At 63.0% G+C, this 20,794-nt stretch carries 17 protein-coding genes and 2 pseudogenes; 8 read left to right on the top strand and 11 right to left on the bottom strand.

What is annotated here, in order from left to right; genetic code table 11:
• Window positions 1–58: 58 nt before the first annotated feature.
• Window positions 59–1,294, bottom strand: a pseudogene (locus tag OKW45_RS13455) (serine hydrolase domain-containing protein); the annotation flags it as partial.
• Window positions 1,295–1,642: 348 nt separating this feature from the next.
• Between OKW45_RS13455 and OKW45_RS13450 the strand changes: the two are divergent.
• Complete coding sequence (locus tag OKW45_RS13450) at window positions 1,643–2,557, top strand: LysR family transcriptional regulator (protein ID WP_429468770.1); 915 nt, start codon at window positions 1,643–1,645, stop codon at window positions 2,555–2,557.
• Window positions 2,558–2,967: 410 nt separating this feature from the next.
• Here the strand turns inward: OKW45_RS13450 and OKW45_RS13445 are convergent, their stop codons facing one another.
• From OKW45_RS13445 to OKW45_RS13415, 7 genes are all read right to left on the bottom strand, one after another.
• Entirely contained in the window at window positions 2,968–4,548 is a 1,581-nt protein-coding gene (locus OKW45_RS13445) for an aldehyde dehydrogenase (NADP(+)) (RefSeq protein ID WP_429469385.1), read from the bottom strand.
• The gene (locus tag OKW45_RS13440) at window positions 4,548–5,546 is read right to left on the bottom strand and encodes an amidohydrolase family protein (protein WP_090812117.1); all 999 of its coding nucleotides are present in this window, start codon (window positions 5,544–5,546) and stop codon (window positions 4,548–4,550) included. Before OKW45_RS13440 ends, OKW45_RS13445 begins: the two co-directional genes overlap by 1 nt.
• Window positions 5,524–6,471 (bottom strand): YncE family protein, encoded by a 948-nt coding sequence (locus OKW45_RS13435; protein WP_429401018.1) that lies wholly within the window; start codon window positions 6,469–6,471, stop codon window positions 5,524–5,526. The genes OKW45_RS13440 and OKW45_RS13435 overlap by 23 nt, the downstream gene beginning before the upstream one ends.
• A 93-nt stretch (window positions 6,472–6,564) precedes the next feature.
• On the bottom strand, window positions 6,565–7,857 hold the full coding sequence (locus OKW45_RS13430) for an MFS transporter (RefSeq protein WP_090812115.1): 1,293 nt from the start codon (window positions 7,855–7,857) through the stop codon (window positions 6,565–6,567).
• A gap of 193 nt (window positions 7,858–8,050) precedes the next feature.
• Complete coding sequence (locus tag OKW45_RS13425; protein ID WP_429468767.1) at window positions 8,051–8,968, bottom strand: dihydrodipicolinate synthase family protein; 918 nt, start codon at window positions 8,966–8,968, stop codon at window positions 8,051–8,053.
• A 2-nt stretch (window positions 8,969–8,970) separates the two neighbouring features.
• On the bottom strand, window positions 8,971–10,143 hold the full coding sequence (locus tag OKW45_RS13420) for an L-rhamnonate dehydratase (protein ID WP_090812113.1): 1,173 nt from the start codon (window positions 10,141–10,143) through the stop codon (window positions 8,971–8,973).
• Between the two features lie 66 nt (window positions 10,144–10,209).
• Window positions 10,210–11,256, bottom strand: a complete 1,047-nt coding sequence (locus tag OKW45_RS13415; protein WP_090812112.1) for a 4-hydroxythreonine-4-phosphate dehydrogenase PdxA — start codon at window positions 11,254–11,256, stop codon at window positions 10,210–10,212.
• Between the two features lie 171 nt (window positions 11,257–11,427).
• Here OKW45_RS13415 and OKW45_RS13410 point away from each other — a divergent pair, with 171 nt between their 5' ends.
• Window positions 11,428–12,405 (top strand): LysR family transcriptional regulator, encoded by a 978-nt coding sequence (locus OKW45_RS13410; RefSeq protein WP_090812111.1) that lies wholly within the window; start codon window positions 11,428–11,430, stop codon window positions 12,403–12,405.
• Here OKW45_RS13410 and OKW45_RS13405 read toward each other — a convergent pair.
• The gene (locus OKW45_RS13405; RefSeq protein ID WP_090812110.1) at window positions 12,372–12,596 is read right to left on the bottom strand and encodes a hypothetical protein; all 225 of its coding nucleotides are present in this window, start codon (window positions 12,594–12,596) and stop codon (window positions 12,372–12,374) included. The two genes, OKW45_RS13410 and OKW45_RS13405, sit on opposite strands and share 34 nt — an antisense overlap.
• A gap of 355 nt (window positions 12,597–12,951) precedes the next feature.
• Here OKW45_RS13405 and OKW45_RS13400 point away from each other — a divergent pair, with 355 nt between their 5' ends.
• Both OKW45_RS13400 and OKW45_RS13395 read left to right on the top strand, forming a co-directional pair.
• Window positions 12,952–14,121, top strand: coding sequence for an aldose epimerase family protein (locus OKW45_RS13400; protein ID WP_429468765.1), 1,170 nt, complete (start codon window positions 12,952–12,954; stop codon window positions 14,119–14,121).
• Between the two features lie 2 nt (window positions 14,122–14,123).
• Complete coding sequence (locus OKW45_RS13395; RefSeq protein ID WP_167368822.1) at window positions 14,124–14,879, top strand: substrate-binding periplasmic protein; 756 nt, start codon at window positions 14,124–14,126, stop codon at window positions 14,877–14,879.
• A gap of 784 nt (window positions 14,880–15,663) precedes the next feature.
• Here OKW45_RS13395 and OKW45_RS13390 read toward each other — a convergent pair.
• Complete coding sequence (locus OKW45_RS13390; RefSeq protein WP_429468761.1) at window positions 15,664–16,425, bottom strand: DUF3592 domain-containing protein; 762 nt, start codon at window positions 16,423–16,425, stop codon at window positions 15,664–15,666.
• A 547-nt stretch (window positions 16,426–16,972) separates the two neighbouring features.
• Between OKW45_RS13390 and OKW45_RS13385 the strand changes: the two genes are divergently transcribed.
• Window positions 16,973–17,200, top strand: coding sequence for a hypothetical protein (locus OKW45_RS13385; protein WP_429468758.1), 228 nt, complete (start codon window positions 16,973–16,975; stop codon window positions 17,198–17,200).
• 265 nt (window positions 17,201–17,465) lie between these two features.
• Complete coding sequence (locus OKW45_RS13380) at window positions 17,466–17,891, top strand: hypothetical protein (protein WP_429468756.1); 426 nt, start codon at window positions 17,466–17,468, stop codon at window positions 17,889–17,891.
• 146 nt (window positions 17,892–18,037) lie between these two features.
• Here the strand turns inward: OKW45_RS13380 and OKW45_RS13375 are convergent.
• A pseudogene (locus tag OKW45_RS13375) lies at window positions 18,038–18,442 on the bottom strand (TIGR02594 family protein).
• A 213-nt stretch (window positions 18,443–18,655) separates the two neighbouring features.
• Between OKW45_RS13375 and OKW45_RS13370 the strand changes: the two are divergent.
• Window positions 18,656–19,456: a hypothetical protein gene (locus tag OKW45_RS13370; protein ID WP_429468754.1), complete on the top strand. Its 801-nt coding sequence runs from the start codon at window positions 18,656–18,658 to the stop codon at window positions 19,454–19,456.
• A 93-nt stretch (window positions 19,457–19,549) separates the two neighbouring features.
• Entirely contained in the window at window positions 19,550–20,512 is a 963-nt protein-coding gene (locus OKW45_RS13365; RefSeq protein WP_429468751.1) for a DUF4238 domain-containing protein, read from the top strand.
• Window positions 20,513–20,794: the final 282 nt, after the last annotated feature.

The following is a 20,794-nucleotide window of genomic DNA, read 5'->3' as shown; positions in this document are numbered from 1 at the left end:
CGTAAAACGCATACTCGAACTGTCCGTAGAGGTTCACGACGCGCGCATCGTAGAAGGGCAGCATCTGCGTAAAGAGCGATCCGGCGACCCGCTTGACCGGATCCACCCAGAAGTAGGTGTTCAACAGCCCAGCCCAGCTCACGCTGCCTGCGCTTCGTCCGTGAAGTCCTTGCTCTGTATTGATGTCGAACGACAGCCCCCACTTGTGCGCTGTGCCCGGAAACTGATCGAAGCTGTTCGACCACGACGGCTGCGCCGTCCTCATTTCCGCGACCTGCAGTTCGCCAAGGTGATTGCGGAACATCGTCGCGACGGTGTCGGCGCGTAGCACGCCTTCGCTGCGATACGTGCCGCCGTTCAACAGCATCTGCAGGAACGACATGTAGTCGCGCGGCGTGCTGAAGAGTCCGCCTCCGCCCATGAAAAATTTGGGGCGCTGGTTGATCTCGAATGGCTCGGGCGCAGGTGAGCCGTCCGCTTGACGCCTGTGCATGGTCGCGACGCGCTGCTTCTGCGCGCTGTCGATGAGGAAGCCCGTGTTGCGCATCCCCAGCGGATCGAAGATGTGCTCGCGGAAGTAGATTTCCAGCGACTGATCGGTCACGGCCTCGACCAGTTTGCCGACCCAGTCCATGCTGATGCCGCACTCCCAGCGCTCGCCCGGGTCGAACTCAAGCGGTGCCGCGAATGCACCGTTCATCGAATAGCCGATGTCCGGCATACCCGTCACCCTCTCGTACCGGCTGAGCTCGTCGCTCCAGATGCTGTACGTAAAGCCGGAGGTATGCGTCAGCAGATATCGCACCGTAATCGCATTGCGCGCAGGACGCAGCTTCGGCTGCCCGTAGACGTCGAATCCGTCGAGGATTTGAGGCGACTTCAACTGCGGCAGGATCTCGCCCGCAGGTTGATCGAGCCGCAGTCTGCCCTGTTCGATGAGCTGCATGCACACGGCTGCGGTGATCGCCTTTCTCATCGACAGGAGCCAAAAGACTGTGTCAGGACTAATGGCCTCGCCAGTGCTGGCATTCGCCCGGCCACACGCTCCCTCGTAAACCAGTCCGCGGCCCGTTGCGCCCATGGCGACAACACCGGCAACCGTGCCGTCGTCCACCGCCCGTTGCAGGCATTGATCGATCGAACTGTAGGCCGGGTGATGGGCCAGCGCGGCGTCGCCAGGCGCACGCTGCGATACCGCCCGCGCGTCGCGGCTTGGGAAGCCACCAAGTGTCGCAAGAGCCAGCAGGCTCGACGCTCCTTTCAGGAGGCGACGACGATCCGTTTGAACTGCCATTTTCAGTTCCTCTTCGAATGAATGAATCGCGGCATTACAGTGCTTCAGTGATAGGCGAACAACGCGCTCCGCGACCGGTTCCCGTTAATGCGTCCAACGGTCGCCAGGGCAACGATGCAAATAGGGTGTGCATGGCGACTTCCTTTCGATTGGCGAGACCGGATGTCTCGGTGAGGCGTATTCTGGACAAGCACCGAACGAAACAAAATGACATGGATGTCATCAGATAAGTGACAACACGTCACTGATTTGGCATGATCAAGGGAGACGTCCGGCACTGCTGCGCGGCGCAGCGTTCGCCTTCAGTTGGTCGGTCGTGCTCTGCAACTCGTATTAACTCGAGCAACCATGAGATCCAGCAGCGAGAAGCTTTCCGGCAGCATTAGCGTGTTCGCCGCCGTAGTGGATGCGGGAACGTTTGTGGCCGCTTCGGAGGTGATAGGAATGACGCCGCCGGGCGTCAGTCGGGCGATTGCGCGGCTGGAAAAAAGGTTGAACATCCGGCTCTTCAGCCGAACAACGCGCTCCGTCTCCCTGACTGAAGAGGGCCGCCGCTTTTACGAGCAGGTCATGCCCCATCTCGCCGGGCTTGAGGAAGCAGCGGCCGCTGCGGCAGGTGGCGCCGCCGCTGTGCGTGGAAAACTAAGGATCAATCTGGATCCTGTCGTCTACCGGACCATTCTTGGGCAACAACTCGATGCGTTCATGGACGCACACCCCGAACTCGAAATCGAGTTCATCGCGCGAGACAGTCTTGGCGACCTCGTCATGGATGGGTTCGACCTCGCCGTGCGATTCGGCGAACCCAAAGCGTCTACCCTGATCGCGAGAAAGCTGCTCGACACCCGCATTGTGACGGTCGCAGCGCCCTCGTACGTTGCTCGCTGGGGACGGCCGGCAAAACCGGCGGACCTTGAAAGTCGAAGCCACAGATGCCTTGAATTTCGCAACCCGGAGACAGGCAAGCCGTTCCAGTGGGAATTCCATCGCAAGCGAAAACGCATTGTGGTTGACACTCAGGGACGACTCACTGTCAACGATCCGGGTGCCCTGCTCAACGCATGTCTCGCCGGTTCCGGCATTGCGCAGATGTTGCTGCTCGGTGCCGAGCCCCTGATTGCCGACGGCCGATTGATCAAACTTTTTCCCGAATGGGTAGACGAACGGTATCCGTTATACGTCTACTACGCATCCCGGCACCACGTGCCGGCAAAGACCCGAGCTTTTCTTGACTTCGTGGTCGAACTGACGGGCAATCACTAGCGCGTCGGCACGCGCTAGTGCAGTCGCGGCGGACTGGCGAGGCAATATCGAATGGCCGGTTACGTGTGGGTTGCGGTCTGCCATGATCAGATTACGAACGTCCAGTTCTGGCCGACCTCTGCCTGACGTCAACGGCGGCACACGACCCGGTGCGGACGGTCCCAGCCGTCGCAAGCATACGGCAGGTCTGGAGCGTACAGCGGTCAGTCAGGACGTGAAGCTCGGCGCCGGCACCAACGGAGTGGGCTTCGACGTCGGCATGGGCGGGAGGTTCGACGATGGTCGATTGGCAGGCACTCATCATAGTCGACGACGCGCGGGCGAGGCCGCAGGACAAAATCCCGCGCTCACGCCGCGACGCGCGGATCGCGCGCGCATGCGGCGCGATCCGCGATTCATCGTGTGCCAGGTTAGCCGTGGCCGAGCCGGCCGTCGCGCACCCGCCAGAGATCGAGCGGGTTGTCGTCTTGCAGCGCGGGCGGCAGCAGTTCCGCAGGTAGATCCTGATAGCAAACCGGCCGCAGAAAACGCTCGATCGCCATCGCGCCGACCGATGTCATGCGCGGATCGGACGTCGCCGGGAACGGCCCGCCATGCACCATCGCATGCGACACCTCGACGCCGGTCGGATAGCCGTTCGCGAGAATCCGTCCCGCCTTGCGTTCGAGCGTCGGCAGCAGGCGCCGCGCGAGCGCGACGTCGTCCGCCTCGACGTGCAGCGTCGCCGTGAGCTGCCCTCCGACGTGCTCCGCGAGCGCGATCATTTCGTCGACGTTCCTGCAGATCACGATCAGCGACGTCGGCCCGAAGATCTCGTCCTCGAGTTGCGGGTCCGACACGAACGCTTGCTGCGTCGTCGCGAACAACGCCGGGCACGCGGCGCTTTTCGCGTCCGTGTCGGCGCCGCGCGCGAGCGCACACACGTTCGCGCCCGCCGCACGCTCGGCGATGCCGTTCGCATACGCGGCTGCAATGCCGGCGGTCAGCATCGTCTGCGCGCCCTTCTGCCCGAGCGCCTGCGCAGCCGCATCGACGAACACCTGCGTATCTGGCCCGTCGAGCACGACAACGAGGCCCGGATTCGTGCAGAACTGCCCGACGCCGAGCGTCAGCGAATCGACGAACCCGCGCGCGATCTCCGCGCCGCGCTTCGCGAGCGCGCCCGGCAGCACAAAGAATGGATTGATGCTGCTCATCTCCGCATACACCGGAATCGGCTCACGACGCTTCGCGGCGATGTCCATCAGCGCGAGGCCGCCGCCGCGCGAGCCGGTGAAGCCGACCGCCTTGATCGCCGGATGCGCGACGAGCGCCTCGCCGATCGCGTTGCCCGCGCCGATCACGAGCGAGAACGTGCCTTCCGGCAGCCCGCACGCGCGCACCGCCTGCTGGATCGCGCGCCCGACGAGCTCCGACGTGCCGAGATGCGCGGGATGCGCCTTCACGATGACCGGGCACCCGGCCGCGAACGCGGATGCGGTATCGCCGCCCGCGACCGAGAACGCAAGCGGGAAATTGCTCGCGCCGAACACCGCAACCGGCCCGACCGGAATCTTCTGCAGACGCAGATCGGCACGCGGCAGCGGCTTGCGCTCGGGCTGCGCGGAATCGATCGTCGCGGCGAGCCAGCGCCCGTCTCGTATGTGCGACGCAAAGAGCCGCAATTGCCCGACCGTCCGCCCGCGCTCGCCTTCGAGCCGCGCGACCGGCAGTGCCGATTCCTGATGCGCGCGCTCGATCAGCGCGTCGCCGAGCGCGAGAATGTTCTCGGCGATCGTCTCGAGAAAGCGCGCGCGCGTTTCGAACGGCGCCGCCCGGAACGCATCGAACGCCGCGTGCGCGAGCCTGCACGCGCGATCGACGTCGTCCGCGCTGCTCGCGCCGAACGGCGGCTCGAGCGCCGTGCCGCGCGCCGGGTCGAACGCGAACATCGTCCCTTCCGCGCCGCGTACCGAGGCGCCGCCAATCAACATCTCTCCGGTGATCTGCATCATCGTCCTGTCTGTGTGTCCAGTTTGCGAGGTTCGTCGAGATCGATCCGGTAGATCCGGATCGCGTTGTCATGCCAGATCGCGCGGCGTGCCGCGTCGCTCAGCTGCCGGTCCGCCATCGCGGCCGCGAACGTCTGCACCAGCGCCGGATACGCGATCCGCAATCCGGCGACCGGGAAGTTGCTCGCGAACATGCAGCGTTCGGCGCCGAAGATCGCGACCGCGTCGCCGATGATCCGGCGATTCTCCGCGTCGTTCCATGCGGCGTCGCGCAGCCCGAATTCGGACAGCTTCACCGACACGCGCGGCTGCTCGGCGAGCGCCTCCATCCCGCGCCGCCAGCGCGCGAGGCCTGTGTCCGAACGGTCCCACGGCAGCCCCGCGTGTTCGAGCACGACGTCGACGGCCGGCGCATCGGCGAGCCGCGCGGCCGTTTCGTCGAGATGCCAGAACGGCACGCGCAGATCCCAGCGCAGCTCATGCGCGGCGAGCCGTTCGAGCGCGCGCGGCCAGCGCGGGTCGCTCAGCGTGCCAGGGCCGTCGACCGTGGCGTCCGGCGTCGCCGACGTGCGCGGCTTGAAGCGCACGCCGCGCACGAGCGGATACGCGGCCTGCTCGGCGAGGCGCTCATCGGCATCGTCGGCGAGCAGGTCGACCCACGCGACGACTGCCGACGGAATCGGATGACGCACCACGACGTCATGCAGCCAGCGCGTTTCCGCGAGCGCGTCGTCGCGCAGGCACTCCGCCTCGACGTGCACGCTCGCGACGACCGGCGCGCCGCCGGCCGCGCGCCGGAATTCGTCGACGCCGAAGTCGTTGCGCAGGTCCGCGTAATCGCCGAGGATGAAGTGCTCGGGATCGTACGCGCCCTGCAACCATGGATAGCGGACGTCGCCGTTCAGGCGCCACAAGTGATGGTGCGCGTCGACGATCGCATCGGGCAGCGCGAGCGCCGCGTCGTCCGCGCGCGGATCAGCGACCGCCTGCGAGCACATAGGACGCGTCCGGCTCGCGCAGCGTCGGCATCTCGTTGACGAAGCGCCACGCAGTCAGGTCGAGTTCGCGCACGTGATCGTCCTGGAACGACACGTACGCGGCGGGCCGCGACGGATGGAACGACAGCGCGGTCGGATTCGCCGGCAACGCGATGCGCTCGATTTCCTCGAGCCGCTCCGCGTCGAACACCGAGATCGACTGCTCGCCCGAATTCGTCAGCAGCAGCAGGTCGCGGCCGTCGACCGAACTCGTCCGGTAAATGCGGTTCGGATCGCTGCGCGTCTTCGCGCGGCGGCCGCAGGTCATCGTCGCGGTGTCGATCGGGACGAGCGTGTCGTCGCCGCGGTTTGCGACGAAAAGCGTCTTCTCGTCGCTCGACAGAGCGTTGCCTTCGGGGCGCGGCCCCGGCATCACCGCGCGCGGCGTCACCGTCGCATCGCGCGGATCGAACTGCGTGACCGTGTTCGACAGCAGATGCACGCCGTATGCGCGGCTCGCGTCGCGCGTCAATGTGACGAGGTGCGTCTTCACGCCGCCGGATGGCACCGCCATGTTCGGCACCGTCTGCTCGCGCGGACGATCGAACACGAGCAGCATGTCGCTCGCCTCGCTCATCGCATACAGGCGCCCGTCGGCGTCGCTCGCCATCCCGTGCGGCCGGTAGTACGGCCAAAGGTCGAGCATCCGCGTGAGTTTGCGCTCGTGCAGATCGATCTCGGCGATCCGGTGATCGCCGTCCTGGCCGCGCGTCCACGCGGTTTCGATCCCGAAGATGCCGACGTACGCGAAGCGGCGCTCCGCGTCGACAGTGAACTCGTGTGGGAAGCTCGGCAGCACGATGTGCTTGAGCGCCGCTTTCGTCTCGAGATCGTAGAAGCTGAAGGTATGGGCGCATTTCTGCACCAGCAGCAAAATGTCGTTCATCGTGAATCTCCGTCCTTCGAGGTTTCGCCGCGGCTCGCATATCGTGCCGCGGCGAGTGTGGGTTCGTTGCGTTCGCAACCGTCAGTCGGTTTCTCAGTCCTCGCAGAGCTTCGGCAGCGTCAGCGCGAGCAGGCCGGCCACCGCGAGCGTGACCGCGAGGCTGTACACGCCGGCCGCGGAGCTCACGTGCTGGGTCAGCACACCGACCGCGTACGGGCCGCAGAAGCCGCCGAGGTTGCCGAGCGCGTTAATCAGGCCGCGCGCACTGCCGGCGGTCTCAGGGCTGCAGAGCTTCGGCGGAATCGCCCAGAACACGCCGGCCGCCGCTTGCAGGAAGAAGCCGCAGCCGATCAGGAACGCGAACGACACGAGCATCGTTTCGTGCGTCAGCACCGACAGCGTGAGGCATGCGGCGAAGCCGACGAGCGGCAGCAGCACGAACAGGCGGCGCTTGCCGGTCCGGTCGGACAGATACGACGTCGCGAACATGCCGACCATCATCGCGATGTACGGCAGCATCGCGAGCAGGCCGATCTTGCCCATCCCGGTGTGCGTGAGGTTCTTCAGCAGCGTCGGCAACCACATCGTGTAGCCGTAGATGCCGACCTGGTAGCAGAAGTTGATCGCGATCAGCAGCCAGATCGTCGGGTTGCACATCATCGCGCCGAACGACGCCGCGTCCGGCTTGCCCGACGCGCGCTTGCGCTCCTGCTCTTCGCGCAGCGCGTCGAGGATGTACGCCTTCTCGCGCGGCGACACCCAGCGCGCGGTCCCGGGGCCGTCGTCGGCGAACAGCATCCAGACGATCAGGAACAGCAGCGACAGCACGCCCGTACTGAAGAACAGGTGGCGCCAGTCGTACGCGGCGAGAATGTAGCCGGACAGCGGCGCGGTGATCATCCCGGCGAGCGGCACGAACATGATGACCATCGCGTTCGCGCGCCCGCGTTCGCGATCGGGGAACCAGTTGCTGACCATCGTCAGCACGACGGGCAGCATCCCGCCTTCGGCGACGCCGAGCAGGAAGCGCAGCGTCAGCAGCTCCCACGTATGCGTGACGAGACCGGTCAGCCCCGACAGCGCGGCCCAACTGATGAGCGACCACGCGATGAATTTCTTGCCGCTGCCGAGCGCCGCGCGCTTGCCGCCGGGAATCTGGAGGAACAGGTAGCCGAAGAAGAAGATCCCGCCGGCCAGACCGGCCATCGTCGCGTCCATGCCGAGATCGGCGTTCATCCCGCCCGGCATCGCGAACGCGATGTTCACGCGATCCATGTAAGAGATGATGCACGTGAGCAGCAGCGGCGGAATCACGCGCAGCCAGCGGCGGCGTGGAATGGCTTCGCCGGTGTCGTAAGCCGGGTTGGCCGGGGTCAGCACAGTCATGGTGTCTCCAGTTTTGGTGGTCGGCAGCGACGGACTTCTGATGGACCGCCTGTCACGCCGTGACGAACCGGCACGGAGCCGGCCGCCAGCGCGGAACGCATGTGCGTTCCGCCTCTGCGCGGACGCCTGCCCGTCCGCGCGGCAAACGCGGTTCGCACATGGAACCGCGAAACGCGTGCCGCGCTAACGGACCTCAGCGGCCCCAGCGCAGCACGAGCGGATCGAGCCAGCGCGCGGCGTCGAGCAGCCCAGCGCGAACCTGCGGATGCAGCTCGGGCCACGGCGCGCGCGCCTTGTCGCACGCGATCACGCCGCCCTCCATCATCAGCGCCTTCGCGGTCAGGAAGCCTGCCTGGCGATTCTCGTAGTTGATCAGCGGCAGCCAGCGCGCGTACTGCGCGCACGCTTCGTCACGGTTGCCCGCAAAGTACGCGTCGGTGATCTGGCGAATCCCGTCCGGATAGCCGCCGCCCGTCATCGCGCCGGTCGCGCCCGCGTCGAGATCGGCGAGCAGCGTGATCCCCTCCTCGCCGTCCCACGGACCTTCGATCGCCTCGCCGCCGAGCGCGATAAGCTCGCGCAGTTTCGACGCGGCACCCGCGGTCTCGATCTTGAAGTACGACAAGGCCTCGATCTGGCGCGCGAGCTTTGCGAGGAACGGAGCGGACAGTGTCGTGCCGCTCGCGGGCGCGTCCTGGATCATCAGCGGGATGTCGAGGCCGCCGGTCACTTCCTCGAAGAACGCCTGGATCTGCGCTTCGGACACACGGAACGTCGCGCCGTGATATGGCGGCATCACCATCACCATCGCGGCGCCCAGCGCCTGCGCGTGACGATTGCGTTCCGCGCAGATCCGTGAGCTGAAGTGCGACGTCGTGACGATCACCGGCACGCGGCCGGCGACGTGCTCGAGCGTCGTGCGCGTGATCAGTCCGCGCTCATCGTCGCCTAGCGCGAACTGCTCCGAATAGTTCGCGTGGATGCAGATCCCCTGCGAGCCCGCGTCGATCATGAAATCGAGGCAGCGGCGCTGGCCGTCGAGGTCGAGCGCGCCGTTCTCGGTGAAGATCGTCGGCGCGACCGGGAACACGCCTTTGTAACGCGCTTTCATGATCACTCCACGATCTCGAACTGGTCGAGGAACTCGGTCTTCAGCGTGAGGCCGAGACCCGGCACGTCGTCGCGCAGCTGCAGGTAGCCGTTCTCGGCGACCGGCTCGCCGTCGAAGATGTAATAGAACAGCTCGTTGCCGACCTCGACGTCGAACATCGGGAAGTACTCGCTCATCGGCGACGCGAGCGTGCTCATCGTCAGGTGATAGTTGTGCATCTGGCCCGCATGCGGGATCACCGGCACGCTGTACGCTTCGCACAGCGCGTTGATCTTGTGCGCCATCGTGATGCCGCCGACGCGGTTCGTGTCGTACTGGACCACCGACACCGCCTTGCGGTCGAGCAGCTGCTTGAAGCCGTACAGCGTGAACTCGTGCTCGCCGCCCGAGATCGGGATGCTCGTCAGCTGGTTCAGCTCCGCGTAGCCGTCGATGTCGTCGGCGATCACCGGCTCTTCCAGCCAGCGCGGCTGATACTTCTCGAGCTTCGGCAGAATCCGTTTCGCGTACTCGAGGTTCCAGCCCATGTAGCACTCGAGCATCAGGTCGTTGTCGTAGCCGATCACTTCACGGACCGCGGCGACCGACTTCAGGTTCTCGACGACGCCCTGCTGCCCGTGCGCGGGCCCGTAGCCGAAGCGCATCTTGAACGCCCGGAAGCCCTGGTCGAGGAATTTCTGCGCCTCAGCCTGCATTTCCTTCAGGTCGGTGCGATAGAGCTTCGAGTAGTAGCACGGAATCTTCTCCTTCGTGCGGCCGCCGAGCAGCTTGAAGACCGGCTTGCCGACGCTCTTGCCGAGGATGTCCCAGATCGCGATGTCGACACCCGAGATCGCGGCCATCCCGATCCCCTTGCGGCCCCATGCGTGCGTCGCGCGGTACATCCGCTGGTTCAGGTATTCGTAGTCCCACGGGTCCTGGCCGATCACGAGCGGCGCGAGGTACTGGTCGATGATCACCTTCGCGACCTGCGGTGCGAGCGCGACGTTGCCGTAGCCAACGATCCCGTCGTCGGTCTCGACTTCGACGACCGTCCACGAATGGAAACGGAACGTGCTCATCGTTTCCTGCGGCGCGTACAGCAGGTCCATCGCGTTCGCGCAGAAATTGCCCTGCGGCGGCACGGTCTTGCCCTTCCATTGGAAGACGCGGGCGCGTACGGACTTGATCTTCATTACAGTGTCTCCTGAGATTCGATGTGTTTCGATGCGTCGTGAAGCGCGTGGGCAGCCGGGCGGCCGTTACGCGGAAATCGTCTGCTGCCGGCGCGCGGCGCCCATCCGGCAGGCGATCTGCAAGGCCTGCCAAGTCGCGCCGACGTCGGCGGTGCCGCGGCCTGCAATGTCATACGCGGTGCCGTGCGCGGGCGTCGTGATCGGCACCGGCAGCCCGCCCTGCACGGTCACGCCGCGCGAGAACCCGAGCAGCTTGATCGCGATCTGCCCCTGGTCGTGGTACATCGTGACGATCGCCTGGTAATCGCCGGCCTGCGCCTTCAGGAAGATCGTGTCGGCCGGGAACGGGCCGTGGAACGGCGCATCGGTCGGCCAGTCGCGCGCCTGCAGCTTCGTCACCGCGGGCTCGATGATGTCGATCTCTTCGCGGCCGCAGCTGCCGCCGTCGCCGCCGTGCGGATTGAACGCGGTGATCGCGACCTTCGGCGCCGCGATGCCGTTTGCGAGCAGCGACCGGTAGATCAGCTCCGACGCCTGCTCGATCCGCTCGATGCTCAGGTAGCCCGGCGCGTCCTTCAGCGGCACGTGCGACGAGATGCGCGACGTCCACAGCTCGCCGAGCGTGTTGAATTCGCAGAAGTAGCCGGTCACGCCGAGGTATTCGGCGAAGTGGTGGAGCTCGTCCTCGTGCTTCAGGCCGCCGAGCTTCATCGCGTGCTTGTTCAGCGGCGCGAAGCAGATCGCGTCGACCTCGCCGGCGAGCGTGGCGTCCATGCACAGGTTCAGCACGGTCAGCACCGAGCGGCCGCCGGCCGCGCAGACCTCGCCGACCTTCACTTGTGACGGGTCGATCGTGTCGACTTCGACAAGCGCGGGACACGCGATCGACGGCCGGTTGCGCGCGGCGGCGAGCGACGCGATCGGCTCGACGTCGACTTGCACGCCGGCCACGCGCTGGCCGGCTTCCCACAGCCAGCGGTCGCCGACCAGCACCAGGTTCGCGCGGGACGTCGCATCGGGGCGCGCGAGCAGCTTCGCGATCAGCTCGGCACCGATGCCGGCGGGATCGCCGAGCGTCAGCGCGATGACGGGCAAGGTCGACGGGGCCGTCATGCCAGTTCTCCCGCGTGCGCCACGCGGTGCGCGACCGTTGACTTCGTCTGCATAATGCGTCTCCTTTTCGCCGGAATCCGGCTGTTCCTGATATGGGGTTCATGCTAGGTAGACGGACCGTGCCCGTAAATTGAAAACTCTTGATGAATCGATAACCTGAGGTAATCAAACATGGGCTCGATCGACAAACGCGACTCGACGCCGCAGCTGCTGAACCGGTTGCGGATGCGTCAGATCGCGCTGTTGCTCGCGGTCGACGAATGCTCGACGCTGCACGCGGCGGCCGACCGGCTCGGCCTCACGCAGCCGGCCGCGACAAAGATGCTGCACGAACTCGAGAACGCGCTCGGTCAGCGGCTGTTCAATCGCGTCGGGCGCGGCCTCGTGTTGAATCCGGCCGGCGAGCGCGTGCTCGGCTACTTTCGCGGGATCCGGGGCAGCATGGAGGCGCTGAACCGCGAGCTCGCGGAGCTGCAGCTCGGCAGCGCCGGGCGGCTCGCGATCGGCAGCATCATGGCCGCGTCGCCCGGGCGGCTCACCGAGGCGCTCGTGCAGCTGAAGGCGCGCTATCCGCTGCTCGCGATCGACATCGCGGTCGACACCAGCGACCGGCTGATGCCGCAATTGCAGGAAGGCGTGCTCGAGGTCGTGATCGGCCGCGACGCCGGCAGCGACTGCGTGTTCCGCGCGGTCGACGACGAGGCGCTCGCGGTCGTCTCCGGCCGCAACCATCCGCTCGCGGGCGCGGGGCCGGTCGGGTTCGACGCGCTGCTCGAGTATCCGTGGATCCTGCAGCCGGGCGGCAGCCCGGCGCGCGAGGTCATCGAGGGCGAGTTCCGGATGCATCACCAGCCGATGCCGCGCGGGCTGATCGAGACCGGCTCGATGCTGACGACGATGAACCTCGTCGACCGCTCGCAGATGCTCGGCGTGATCCCGCTGACGGTCGCGCAGCGCAACGCGGAGCACGGGCTCGTCGCGATCGTCGACTACACGCTTGCGCAGAAGCTGCCGTCGTACGGCAGCCTCGTTCGGCGCGACCGGCCGCTCAGCATCCCCGCGCGGCAGTTCCTCACGCTGTTCCATCACGAGGACGACGGCGAGCAGCCAGGCGGTCAGTTGTCCGGCGTCGACACCAGCAGCACGTAAGCCGGCACGTCGGTCGTGCCGGCCAGCGGATGCACGACCGTCGCCTGCACCGACAGCGCGGCGGCGATGTCCGGCGCGCTGTCGATCGTCCCCGTGCGCGTGATCGTCACCAGGCGCGTGGGGCAGCGCAGCGTCTCGCGATACAGCGCTCCGTACCACAGCGGCCGCGTGCGGTACGCGTCCTCGAGCACGTCAGACGCCGCGCGCCATTGCAGCGGCAGGAACTCCTCGCGATCGCATATGGGGTCGGTCGCGAGCCTGAAGACGATGGCCGAGCAGATCGCGGAGAACGCGCGAAGGCTCGTGAAAGGCGAGCCGCTGCTGAACGTCGTCGACGTCGGTCGCGGTTACTGAGTGCCGTTGCGACGATTGATCCGCACCTCGGCGCAATGCCGATCGATAACATACGGATATCGATATATCGCGTAATTTCATTAGTCGGTTATCGACGATCTCCTGATACTAGGCGCTCACCGGAAGCCCGGAATGGCGCTGCCCCCGGACCGCCACGCCGGGCAAATCGACAGACAAAAAAGGAGACGAACGATGTTGAAGTTACGTGCGTGCGCAGCGCTGATCCTGCTCGCCGGCCTGCCGGCCCTGGCGACGGCCTCGGCGCCCTACGTCGACGTGAAGCCGGCAGGCTATCAGAGCGTGATCGACGGCAAGCAGACCGACCTCTACACGCTGAAGAACAAGCAGGGCATGGTCGTGAAGATCAGCAACTACGGAGGCAAGATCGTCGAGCTGCTGGTTCCGGACCGCAACGGCAATCTGGGCGACGTCGTGATGGGCTTCGACACGATCGAGGACGGAAACAGGTACAACCCGTCCACCGGCGCGATCATTGGCCGCTATGCGAACCGAATCGCGAAGGGCCAGTTTACGATGGACGGCAAGCTGTACCAGCTCAGCATCAACAACGGCCCGAACCACCTGCACGGCGGCAAGAAGGGCTCGCGCTTCCGTGTGTTCGACGCGAAGCAGCTCGACGATCACACGCTGCAGATCAACTACGTGTTCAAGGACGGCGAAGAAGGATATCCGGGCAACTGCAGCCTAAAGGTCGTCTATACGCTGACCGACGACAACGCGCTGAAGATCAGGTACGACTCGGTCACCGACAGGAAGACCATCGTCAACTTCTCGAATCACGCGGGCTTCAACCTGAGCGGAGACCCGAGCAACAGCATCGTGAATCACGTGGTGACGATCGACGCTGATACCTTCACGCCGGTCGTCAAGCTGATCCCGACCGGCGAGCGTCGCAGCGTCAAAGGGACGCCGTTCGACTTCACGAAGCCGACGCGCATTGCCGACCTGATCTACACGCAGGACGATCAGCTGAAACAAGGCCAGCAGCTCGCGAACCCGCCTGCCGAAGGCGGCTACGACCACAACTGGTTTCTGAACAAGCGTCCGGGCGAATTAGGGCTCGCCGCGCGCGTGTACGAGCCGACGTCCGGCCGGGTGCTGGAGATCTACACGACCGAGCCGGCGATTCACTTCTACTCGGGCAACGCACTGCCCGGCACCGACGTCGGCAAGGGCGGCAGAATCTACGGATTCCGCAGCTTCTTCACGATGCTCGCCGAGCATCCGGACGATTCGCCGAACGAACCCAACTGGCCGACGACCGTGCTGGATCCCGGCGAGCGGTTCACGGCGACGACGATCTATAAATTCTCCACGGCGAAATCAGCGGGGACACCATGACGATGAAACGCATCTACGCGACGACGGGCGCCTGCGCGGCGGCCGTCGCGATCGCGTGCCACGCCTTGCCCGCGCACGCGGAAGAGATCCGGGTCGCGGACAACGCGCCATACACGATCGACCCCGTTCGCCATCCGGATGCCGACAGCGGCCACAACGGCTTCTTCCTCGACATCGTCAGGCAGATGGCCGCCGCGATGAAGCGGGACATTGCCGTGAAATTCGTCGGCTGGCAGGACGCGCAGGCCGAAGCGAGGGCCGGGCACGACATCCTCTTCTTCCCGTACTCGCGAACCGCCGAACGCGAGCCGAACTACATGTGGGTACAGAAGGTGTGGGATATCGAAGAGGTCTTCGTGTCGCAGCCGGGCGCCGCCGCCATCGATTCCTATGATGCGGGCAACGCGTTGCGGGCGATCGGCGTCGTGGGCGGGTCGACGGGCCACGCCGAACTGAAGAAGCGCGGCTTCTCGAATCTCAAGCTCTACAGCAACGCGGCCGCCGTCACCGAGGCCGTCGCCGCCCGCGAGGTGGATGCCGCATACAGCGCTGACATCGAACTGAAATTCGCGTGGCGTGCGGCGAAGCATCCGGGGAATCTCGTCGTCGGAAAGACGCTCGCAAGGCGCGCGCTGTACATCGCCGCGTCGAAGGATTCGCCGGAAATCGATCGCGACGCCTGGGCGAAGGCGTTCGACACGGTCAAGCGTGATGGCGTCGTCGATCGCGCCTACGCGTACTACTTCGGCCAGAAATAGCGAAGCACGGAGCGCAGGTGGCTAAATTGGCCGTCTTGCGCTTCCATCAACGCCACTAATACAAAGGATCAGGAGAGAAACTTTTACTACGAACTCCCCCGCCTTGATCGAGCAGCGAGGGCAAGGTCCGCATCCAACGCTGGTGCTTGATCTGCGCGAACACCGTTCAGCGGGCTCAATAGTCTTTATGAAACCGTCTGTTAAGCGGCCGGCATCAAGCGCAGCGGATCATACCAAGCATGCGACCTGCTTTGGCTATAGCGATGCAAGCCCGTTCGCACGGAAGACTCCATGCACGCCTTTCGCTAAAGCATCGTTCGGAATTGCGCCCAGAACGTTCAAGCGCCGAAGCTCGCATTGGTCGCGAGCGCGCCCGACCGGACGTGCCCCCTCAGGCTGACATTAAGACCCCGCGCCGTGGTAGACGCCTGGCGCGCAGAACCGCAAAGGCCGCTCATGGTGACGTTGCCGACGTTGGAAAGTCTTCACGACCCAGCAGGCAAGTGACCGCTCATGGCCGATCCGCGCCCGACGACCGAGCGCGACGCTCATCCTGGCCGCGCGTGCAATGCAAAAGGCATGTGCCGACCCTGAAGGGACACTCAACTTCCCTTGAAGCGGACGTTCGCGGCGACGATCGCGACAAACACGGGCCTTGCCGGCTGACCGTTTCCATCGACCAATACACGGTCGCTCGCCTTCCATGGGCGACGTTGTCTATTGCGCGCTGCCCTCCTCTCCGAGGAATCTCGGTAGTGGACGGCTTGATGTGAATCAAATTCCGCTACAAAGGCTCGACGCGTTCAATTAGTTGCTGGTCGATCTGTTTCCGCTTCTTCCAGGACACGTAAATCAGGGCAAGTGCACCGACTGGAAACATCATGAGCACCACGGATAACGTCAATACCACACCATCAGTGTTGCCGTTGCCGATCGTTCGCCGGTCAAGCACCGAATGGGAGGGATCCGCAGAATCATAGTAGACCGCCACAACGCTACCGTCGGAGCGCGATTGAGCATTGAGTCTGGCCTCATCCCTGCTCGGATACCAGTGAGCGCTGAATCCACCCGCAAGGGCCATGCTCTGGCTCTGATAGGTCTGACCGTCAACTGAATAGGTGTACGCCCACACGGGTGACCAGGACTGACCTCCATTCTTGCGCTGCATTGATCGCAGCGAGTTGCTTATAATCGTCGCATTCGTCATTAGCCAATGCTGTTCGTCCTGCGCAAGCTGCCGGGAATGAATGACCGTGTGAAAAAGCTGGCCTCCCATGTATGCGACCCAGATCGAGATGCCCAGCATATAGACCATGGCAAGCATGGTTGGCTTCTTTGCTTGTACCCGACCCGGCGGGGCTATTTCAGTGGACTGGCTCGCCTGCTGCTTTCTGCGCATCGCAAGTACGATCGCCACGAGCGCCGCAAAGGCAAATACGATCTCGAAAATATTAATGTGCCAATGTTCCCTGAGCGCCAGCCTAACGATAGAGAGCACCAGCGCAAGACAAACGACTACTACGCGCATCACGGACATGTTTCTCATGGTCGGTGTCACCCCTTCTTATATTTGGTAGATGCGTTGCCTAGTACCAGCTCGGCGCTGTCGTTGGTGGGAGCGTTCATCTTCCGAAGGCACCGATAGCCAGATTGTCGCCAATCTGAGCGGCTTGGTCCACCGACCGATCCTGGCCGACCAGCGCCCCACGGCCGAGCGCAATGATCGTCTCGGCCGTGCGTTTGATGCAAAAGGGATAACCCGACCCGAAGCGGTCAATTAAAATTCTTGGAAGCGGTCGTTCGGTGGACCGAGACAATACGGGCACTCACAGCATGTTCACCCCAGAATTTTCCGCACCTGATCGAACTGAACACGTTTTGGTCGTCAATCACTTCATCGAAACCGAGGAAGCGTTAAGGTTGAGTCTCGCTTTCGTTCGCGCTCGTGTCCACTACGGACACCAACACGTCCAATCGCGCACAGCGAGGTTTGTTGCGTACTACGACGTCCGCGGGCAAAAGGTTGGAGACGATCTTGAAGCGCGCCTAGCCGACGCCCTTCAGGACATTGCTGAGGTTAGGGTGAAGCGATCATGAGTCTCCAGCTCATTGTGCTCAGTGGCAGTGCCGCCGATGTAGAGTCCATGCTAGCTCCGTCCTGCGGCGATGCTGCCGAAGTATTCACTATCGATACGGAAAACGTTGGGGTTTCCATTCCAACGCTATTGCTCGACTCTGTCGGAGAGGAAAAAATCCGAGCCGCGCTCGGACATACACGTGTCTACGATCTCTATGCTGGCGTTTGGAACGGCGCCAGTTAATCGGCCATTGCATAGCTCGATTTGGATCGTCCTGCGGACTGACTGGAACTGGCCGCGGACAGTTCCACGTCGCTTCCGACGTGGTAGCTCCGGGCACGCGTTCATGCAAAAGGCATTTCCGACCCACACGCGACGCTCACCCTGCCCGTTAGAAGACGTTCGGCGTTTCCTACCTTCAGTCCTTGATTGATCGGCCGTTATAGGATTGGGTCGCACGCAGTCAAAAGACGAAGAGCAATTCTTCTTAAAGGCCGGAGGCCTATCGATGCTGAAGAAAGCGATATGCAAGTTCACGATCACCATTGCATGCGCATCTGTCTGCGGCGTAGTGTCGTCGGTTCCGTCAAGAGCACAAGATGCGCAGTCGGAGCCGAGATTTCTCGAAGCAAGGCCGGTGCACGATCCCGTGCAAGTCGAGCGCACGCGCGCTGAATGGCAGCGAGAGCTTCAAGATCTTGGAATGAAGGGAAGCCTCGCTCACTGTCAGTTGATGGTCGAAACAATATATGAGAACACCAAGGACGAGAGTTACGGCGCTGTATGTAGTTTCGATGGCGGGAGCCGGCCGCGAGACATCATGCTCTGTGAAGATACGCTCGTCGGAAACCTTACAATCAGGGCTTGGGGATTCGCTATCGCGAAAGACAGTGTGTTGAATTTTACGAAGCAAAACTGTCCGGCGGGCGGGTAACGCGAGTCACCGCTGCACACATTTCCGCGTTGAAAATGGCCCTACTTGGCCGGCATAAATGTAACGCTCTCGGTCGAATTGTCGGCAATCCACCGCGCCCCGTCGAGTGGCCGGTTGTGGCCGCACCGAGCCCGACGGAGGCCGGCTTACTTCGGCCATCTATGGCCGAGCACCGAGGCGACCGGGTAGGCTAACTCGCGAACCTCGTCCAATTAGGTTCCGCCAAAGAGATAAACATAGTCAGCGTCGTGACGAAGATAAAACCCGACATGCCCCTTCCAGCTTGTCGGATCGTCGCGCGTCAAGACAGTAATACAACCGTAGGTCGGGCTCTCAAGGGCGATACCCCAATCGAGCCAAGACCGTGCCAATGCCGATCCGGTACCGCGAACCCCGACGCGCGCCAGGCACCAGTTAATGAATGAGGAACACCAGGAAACTTTGTCGTCGTAGCCAACGAGATTGGTTTGGTTGTTGTATTCGACTATTCGTGGATTCGTCTCGCCAACCGGAAAACGTGCAATGCCACGTTCGGCAATGGCTACAGGCATCCAGGCTGGTTCCGTAAAGCTATCTCTGGTATCGATGATCATTCGCGTTGGACGGCTTCTTATGCGCTCCCGCGATTGTCGCCGATTCCGAATGAGCGGTCGACCGACCGTTCGTGGCCGATAGTGTACGAAGATGATCGTTTCTTGGAGGCACCCCTATTTGACAGACACGGAACCGATACACTTTGGCAATCCTAGGACAACCAAAATACAATGATCAATGACAAGACCATCGTGATCGACGCCCTGGCACTGATGGAAGAGACTCTGCACCGCCTTGCAGGCATGATTGACCCGCCGCAAATGACGGATATCTACCCCGGAAGACGTGCGCCCCGCTATGCGAAACAGGGAGTAAAGCAGGTAATCGTGCCGAAAATGGCCCGCGTCGTTAGCACCTCGCGCGCTGCGATTGTGCTGCTTGAGGCCAGCTATCTAATCGAGCATGCCGCACTGGTGAGAATGGTAGAGGAAACTGTCGAGGACATTATGTTCTTGGCGCGAGGCCTTGAGCTCGGCCTACAGCCGGAACACCACGAATACCTAGCGTCGTTCTATCCCGAATACTACAAAAGCGTGCGGTCGTCGGGGATTCCGGACCTCAATGAGCGGCCGGAATTCAAGCGCTGGAAGCTGCGAAAATATATCGATGCGATGTATGCAGGGGGACCGGTTTTACCGGACGGCGAGACGGTGGGCAGCCTGATCAAGAGAACATACGCGGTCAACTCCGGCTATGTCCATGGGAACTGCTCGCAACTGATGGAGCTTTACGGAGCGAATCCGCCGGGGTATCACGTATCCGGCGTTCCACACCCGTCCGCCCCGGCTGCCTTCGCCAAATACTTGCGCCATAGCATCGAAATGGCCGTGGTCTCGTTCGCTGCCGCAGCGAATGGCTTCGGCGATCACGAGTCGGCCGGGCGCATTGTTCGATTCGCCGTGCGCCAAGGCATCGTGAGCGCGCAGTCCGCTGCAGGCGCCCCGCGAGGGCAAGAACCTACGGCCGATTGAATCAAGCCCGGCGCGATACGCGGGCCGCGCTGATGAGCGAATGTAAGTGGAGTGGCTTAATATTCGACGGTTGCAATCACGCCAAAGTCGGGAATGACCGAACAGCAAAAACCCAAGCGCCGCCACCATCACGTATGGCAGCTATATCTGAGGCCGTGGACCACCTGCGGCAGCATCTGGTGTCTGCAAAATGATCGGGTCTTTCCTACGGGTACGACACGCGTCGCAGTTGAAAAGGACTTTTACAAATTCCAGAAGCTCACCGCCGCTGATGAGCAAATGGTGCAATTGATGTTCGAAAAGTCCCATCCGTCCGCGCAGCGGAGCTTCCAGTCACTGGTGGACAAGCTAATGTCTCCTTTTCGCGAGGTCGAGGCGATTCCCGGAGCCGCCGAGAGCAAATCAATAACAAGGTTGCTGGATGGCTATGCCTCGAACGTGTTGGAGGAGCTCCACTCAAATGTCGAGGCTCGGTTCATTCCTCTACTGAAATGCGCCCTTGATGGCGACATCAGTTTTTATGATGACAAACGCTGCATCGCGTTCCTTGATTTTCTGACTAAGCAACATATGCGGACCAAAGGAATCAAGGAACGTGTTGCTGCCACTATCAAGCAAATGGGAGACGCCGATATACGACGTGCATGGAGCATGTTGAGCTTTATGTTTGCACAGAATGTCGGGGCTTCACTTTATCGTGAGCGGAAACGCAGAAGGCTCGCGTTGTTGCGCAATCACTCGAATATACCTTTCATCACTGGCGACCAACCCGTGATAAACCTGCGACCGATGGAAACTCAGACCGTAACGATCTTTTACCCCTTGTCGCCCCAGCTTGCGCTGTGGCTTGGCGAAGTTGATGAAGTCTGTCCATTTCTCGACAATGGGCTATCTGCCGAGCAGGTCGCGTTGCTGAACCTAAGAGTGGTCGAGGCGTCCTATCAGCAGATTTTCGCGAACGAACCTGCCGTCCTTGAATTTTTCGCGCGCCCCCCGCTCGCCAACACTTCGATATGCGTCACTGGCCTCGTGGTGTCCCCCCGAAGCGCTCGTTGACCCGTGGCGCGGGCAGCGTCACCCAACCACAATGCGCCCGCCTGTGTCGCTGACGCCGTAGCCCCCGCACGTTTGTCTGTCGATCGTCAACGATCTGAGTCTTCGTGTTGAAGGTCCGTTTCTGGCCGACTGTACGCGTTCAGCAACGGAACCTTCAGCCATTCGCAGGCTCGCACGATGCCACCGGCCGCTTCGTGGCTTGATAGCTCAATGAGCGCAACCCGAGCGCACCGGTCAGCCGGATGTCGGGGCTAAAGACCGTTTTTCCGGTTGTGTCCGGAA

Origin of the sequence: Paraburkholderia lebeckiae, assembly GCF_050436225.1 — a bacterium.
GTDB lineage: Bacteria > Pseudomonadota > Gammaproteobacteria > Burkholderiales > Burkholderiaceae > Paraburkholderia > Paraburkholderia tuberum.
Note: the sequence above shows the minus strand (reverse complement) of the source record. Positions and strands in the feature narration are given on the sequence as shown.

Coding starts and splice junctions, on each gene's coding strand:
- OKW45_RS13450 (WP_429468770.1), top strand. CDS start 1,643: ATGAGATCCAGCAGCGAGAAGCTTTCCGGCAGCATTAGCGTGTTCGCC.
- OKW45_RS13445 (WP_429469385.1), bottom strand. CDS start 4,548: ATGCAGATCACCGGAGAGATGTTGATTGGCGGCGCCTCGGTACGCGGC.
- OKW45_RS13440 (WP_090812117.1), bottom strand. CDS start 5,546: ATGTGCTCGCAGGCGGTCGCTGATCCGCGCGCGGACGACGCGGCGCTC.
- OKW45_RS13435 (WP_429401018.1), bottom strand. CDS start 6,471: ATGAACGACATTTTGCTGCTGGTGCAGAAATGCGCCCATACCTTCAGC.
- OKW45_RS13430 (WP_090812115.1), bottom strand. CDS start 7,857: ATGACTGTGCTGACCCCGGCCAACCCGGCTTACGACACCGGCGAAGCC.
- OKW45_RS13425 (WP_429468767.1), bottom strand. CDS start 8,968: ATGAAAGCGCGTTACAAAGGCGTGTTCCCGGTCGCGCCGACGATCTTC.
- OKW45_RS13420 (WP_090812113.1), bottom strand. CDS start 10,143: ATGAAGATCAAGTCCGTACGCGCCCGCGTCTTCCAATGGAAGGGCAAG.
- OKW45_RS13415 (WP_090812112.1), bottom strand. CDS start 11,256: ATGACGGCCCCGTCGACCTTGCCCGTCATCGCGCTGACGCTCGGCGAT.
- OKW45_RS13410 (WP_090812111.1), top strand. CDS start 11,428: ATGGGCTCGATCGACAAACGCGACTCGACGCCGCAGCTGCTGAACCGG.
- OKW45_RS13400 (WP_429468765.1), top strand. CDS start 12,952: ATGTTGAAGTTACGTGCGTGCGCAGCGCTGATCCTGCTCGCCGGCCTG.
- OKW45_RS13395 (WP_167368822.1), top strand. CDS start 14,124: ATGAAACGCATCTACGCGACGACGGGCGCCTGCGCGGCGGCCGTCGCG.
- OKW45_RS13390 (WP_429468761.1), bottom strand. CDS start 16,425: ATGAGAAACATGTCCGTGATGCGCGTAGTAGTCGTTTGTCTTGCGCTG.
- OKW45_RS13385 (WP_429468758.1), top strand. CDS start 16,973: ATGAGTCTCCAGCTCATTGTGCTCAGTGGCAGTGCCGCCGATGTAGAG.
- OKW45_RS13380 (WP_429468756.1), top strand. CDS start 17,466: ATGCTGAAGAAAGCGATATGCAAGTTCACGATCACCATTGCATGCGCA.
- OKW45_RS13370 (WP_429468754.1), top strand. CDS start 18,656: ATGATCAATGACAAGACCATCGTGATCGACGCCCTGGCACTGATGGAA.
- OKW45_RS13365 (WP_429468751.1), top strand. CDS start 19,550: ATGACCGAACAGCAAAAACCCAAGCGCCGCCACCATCACGTATGGCAG.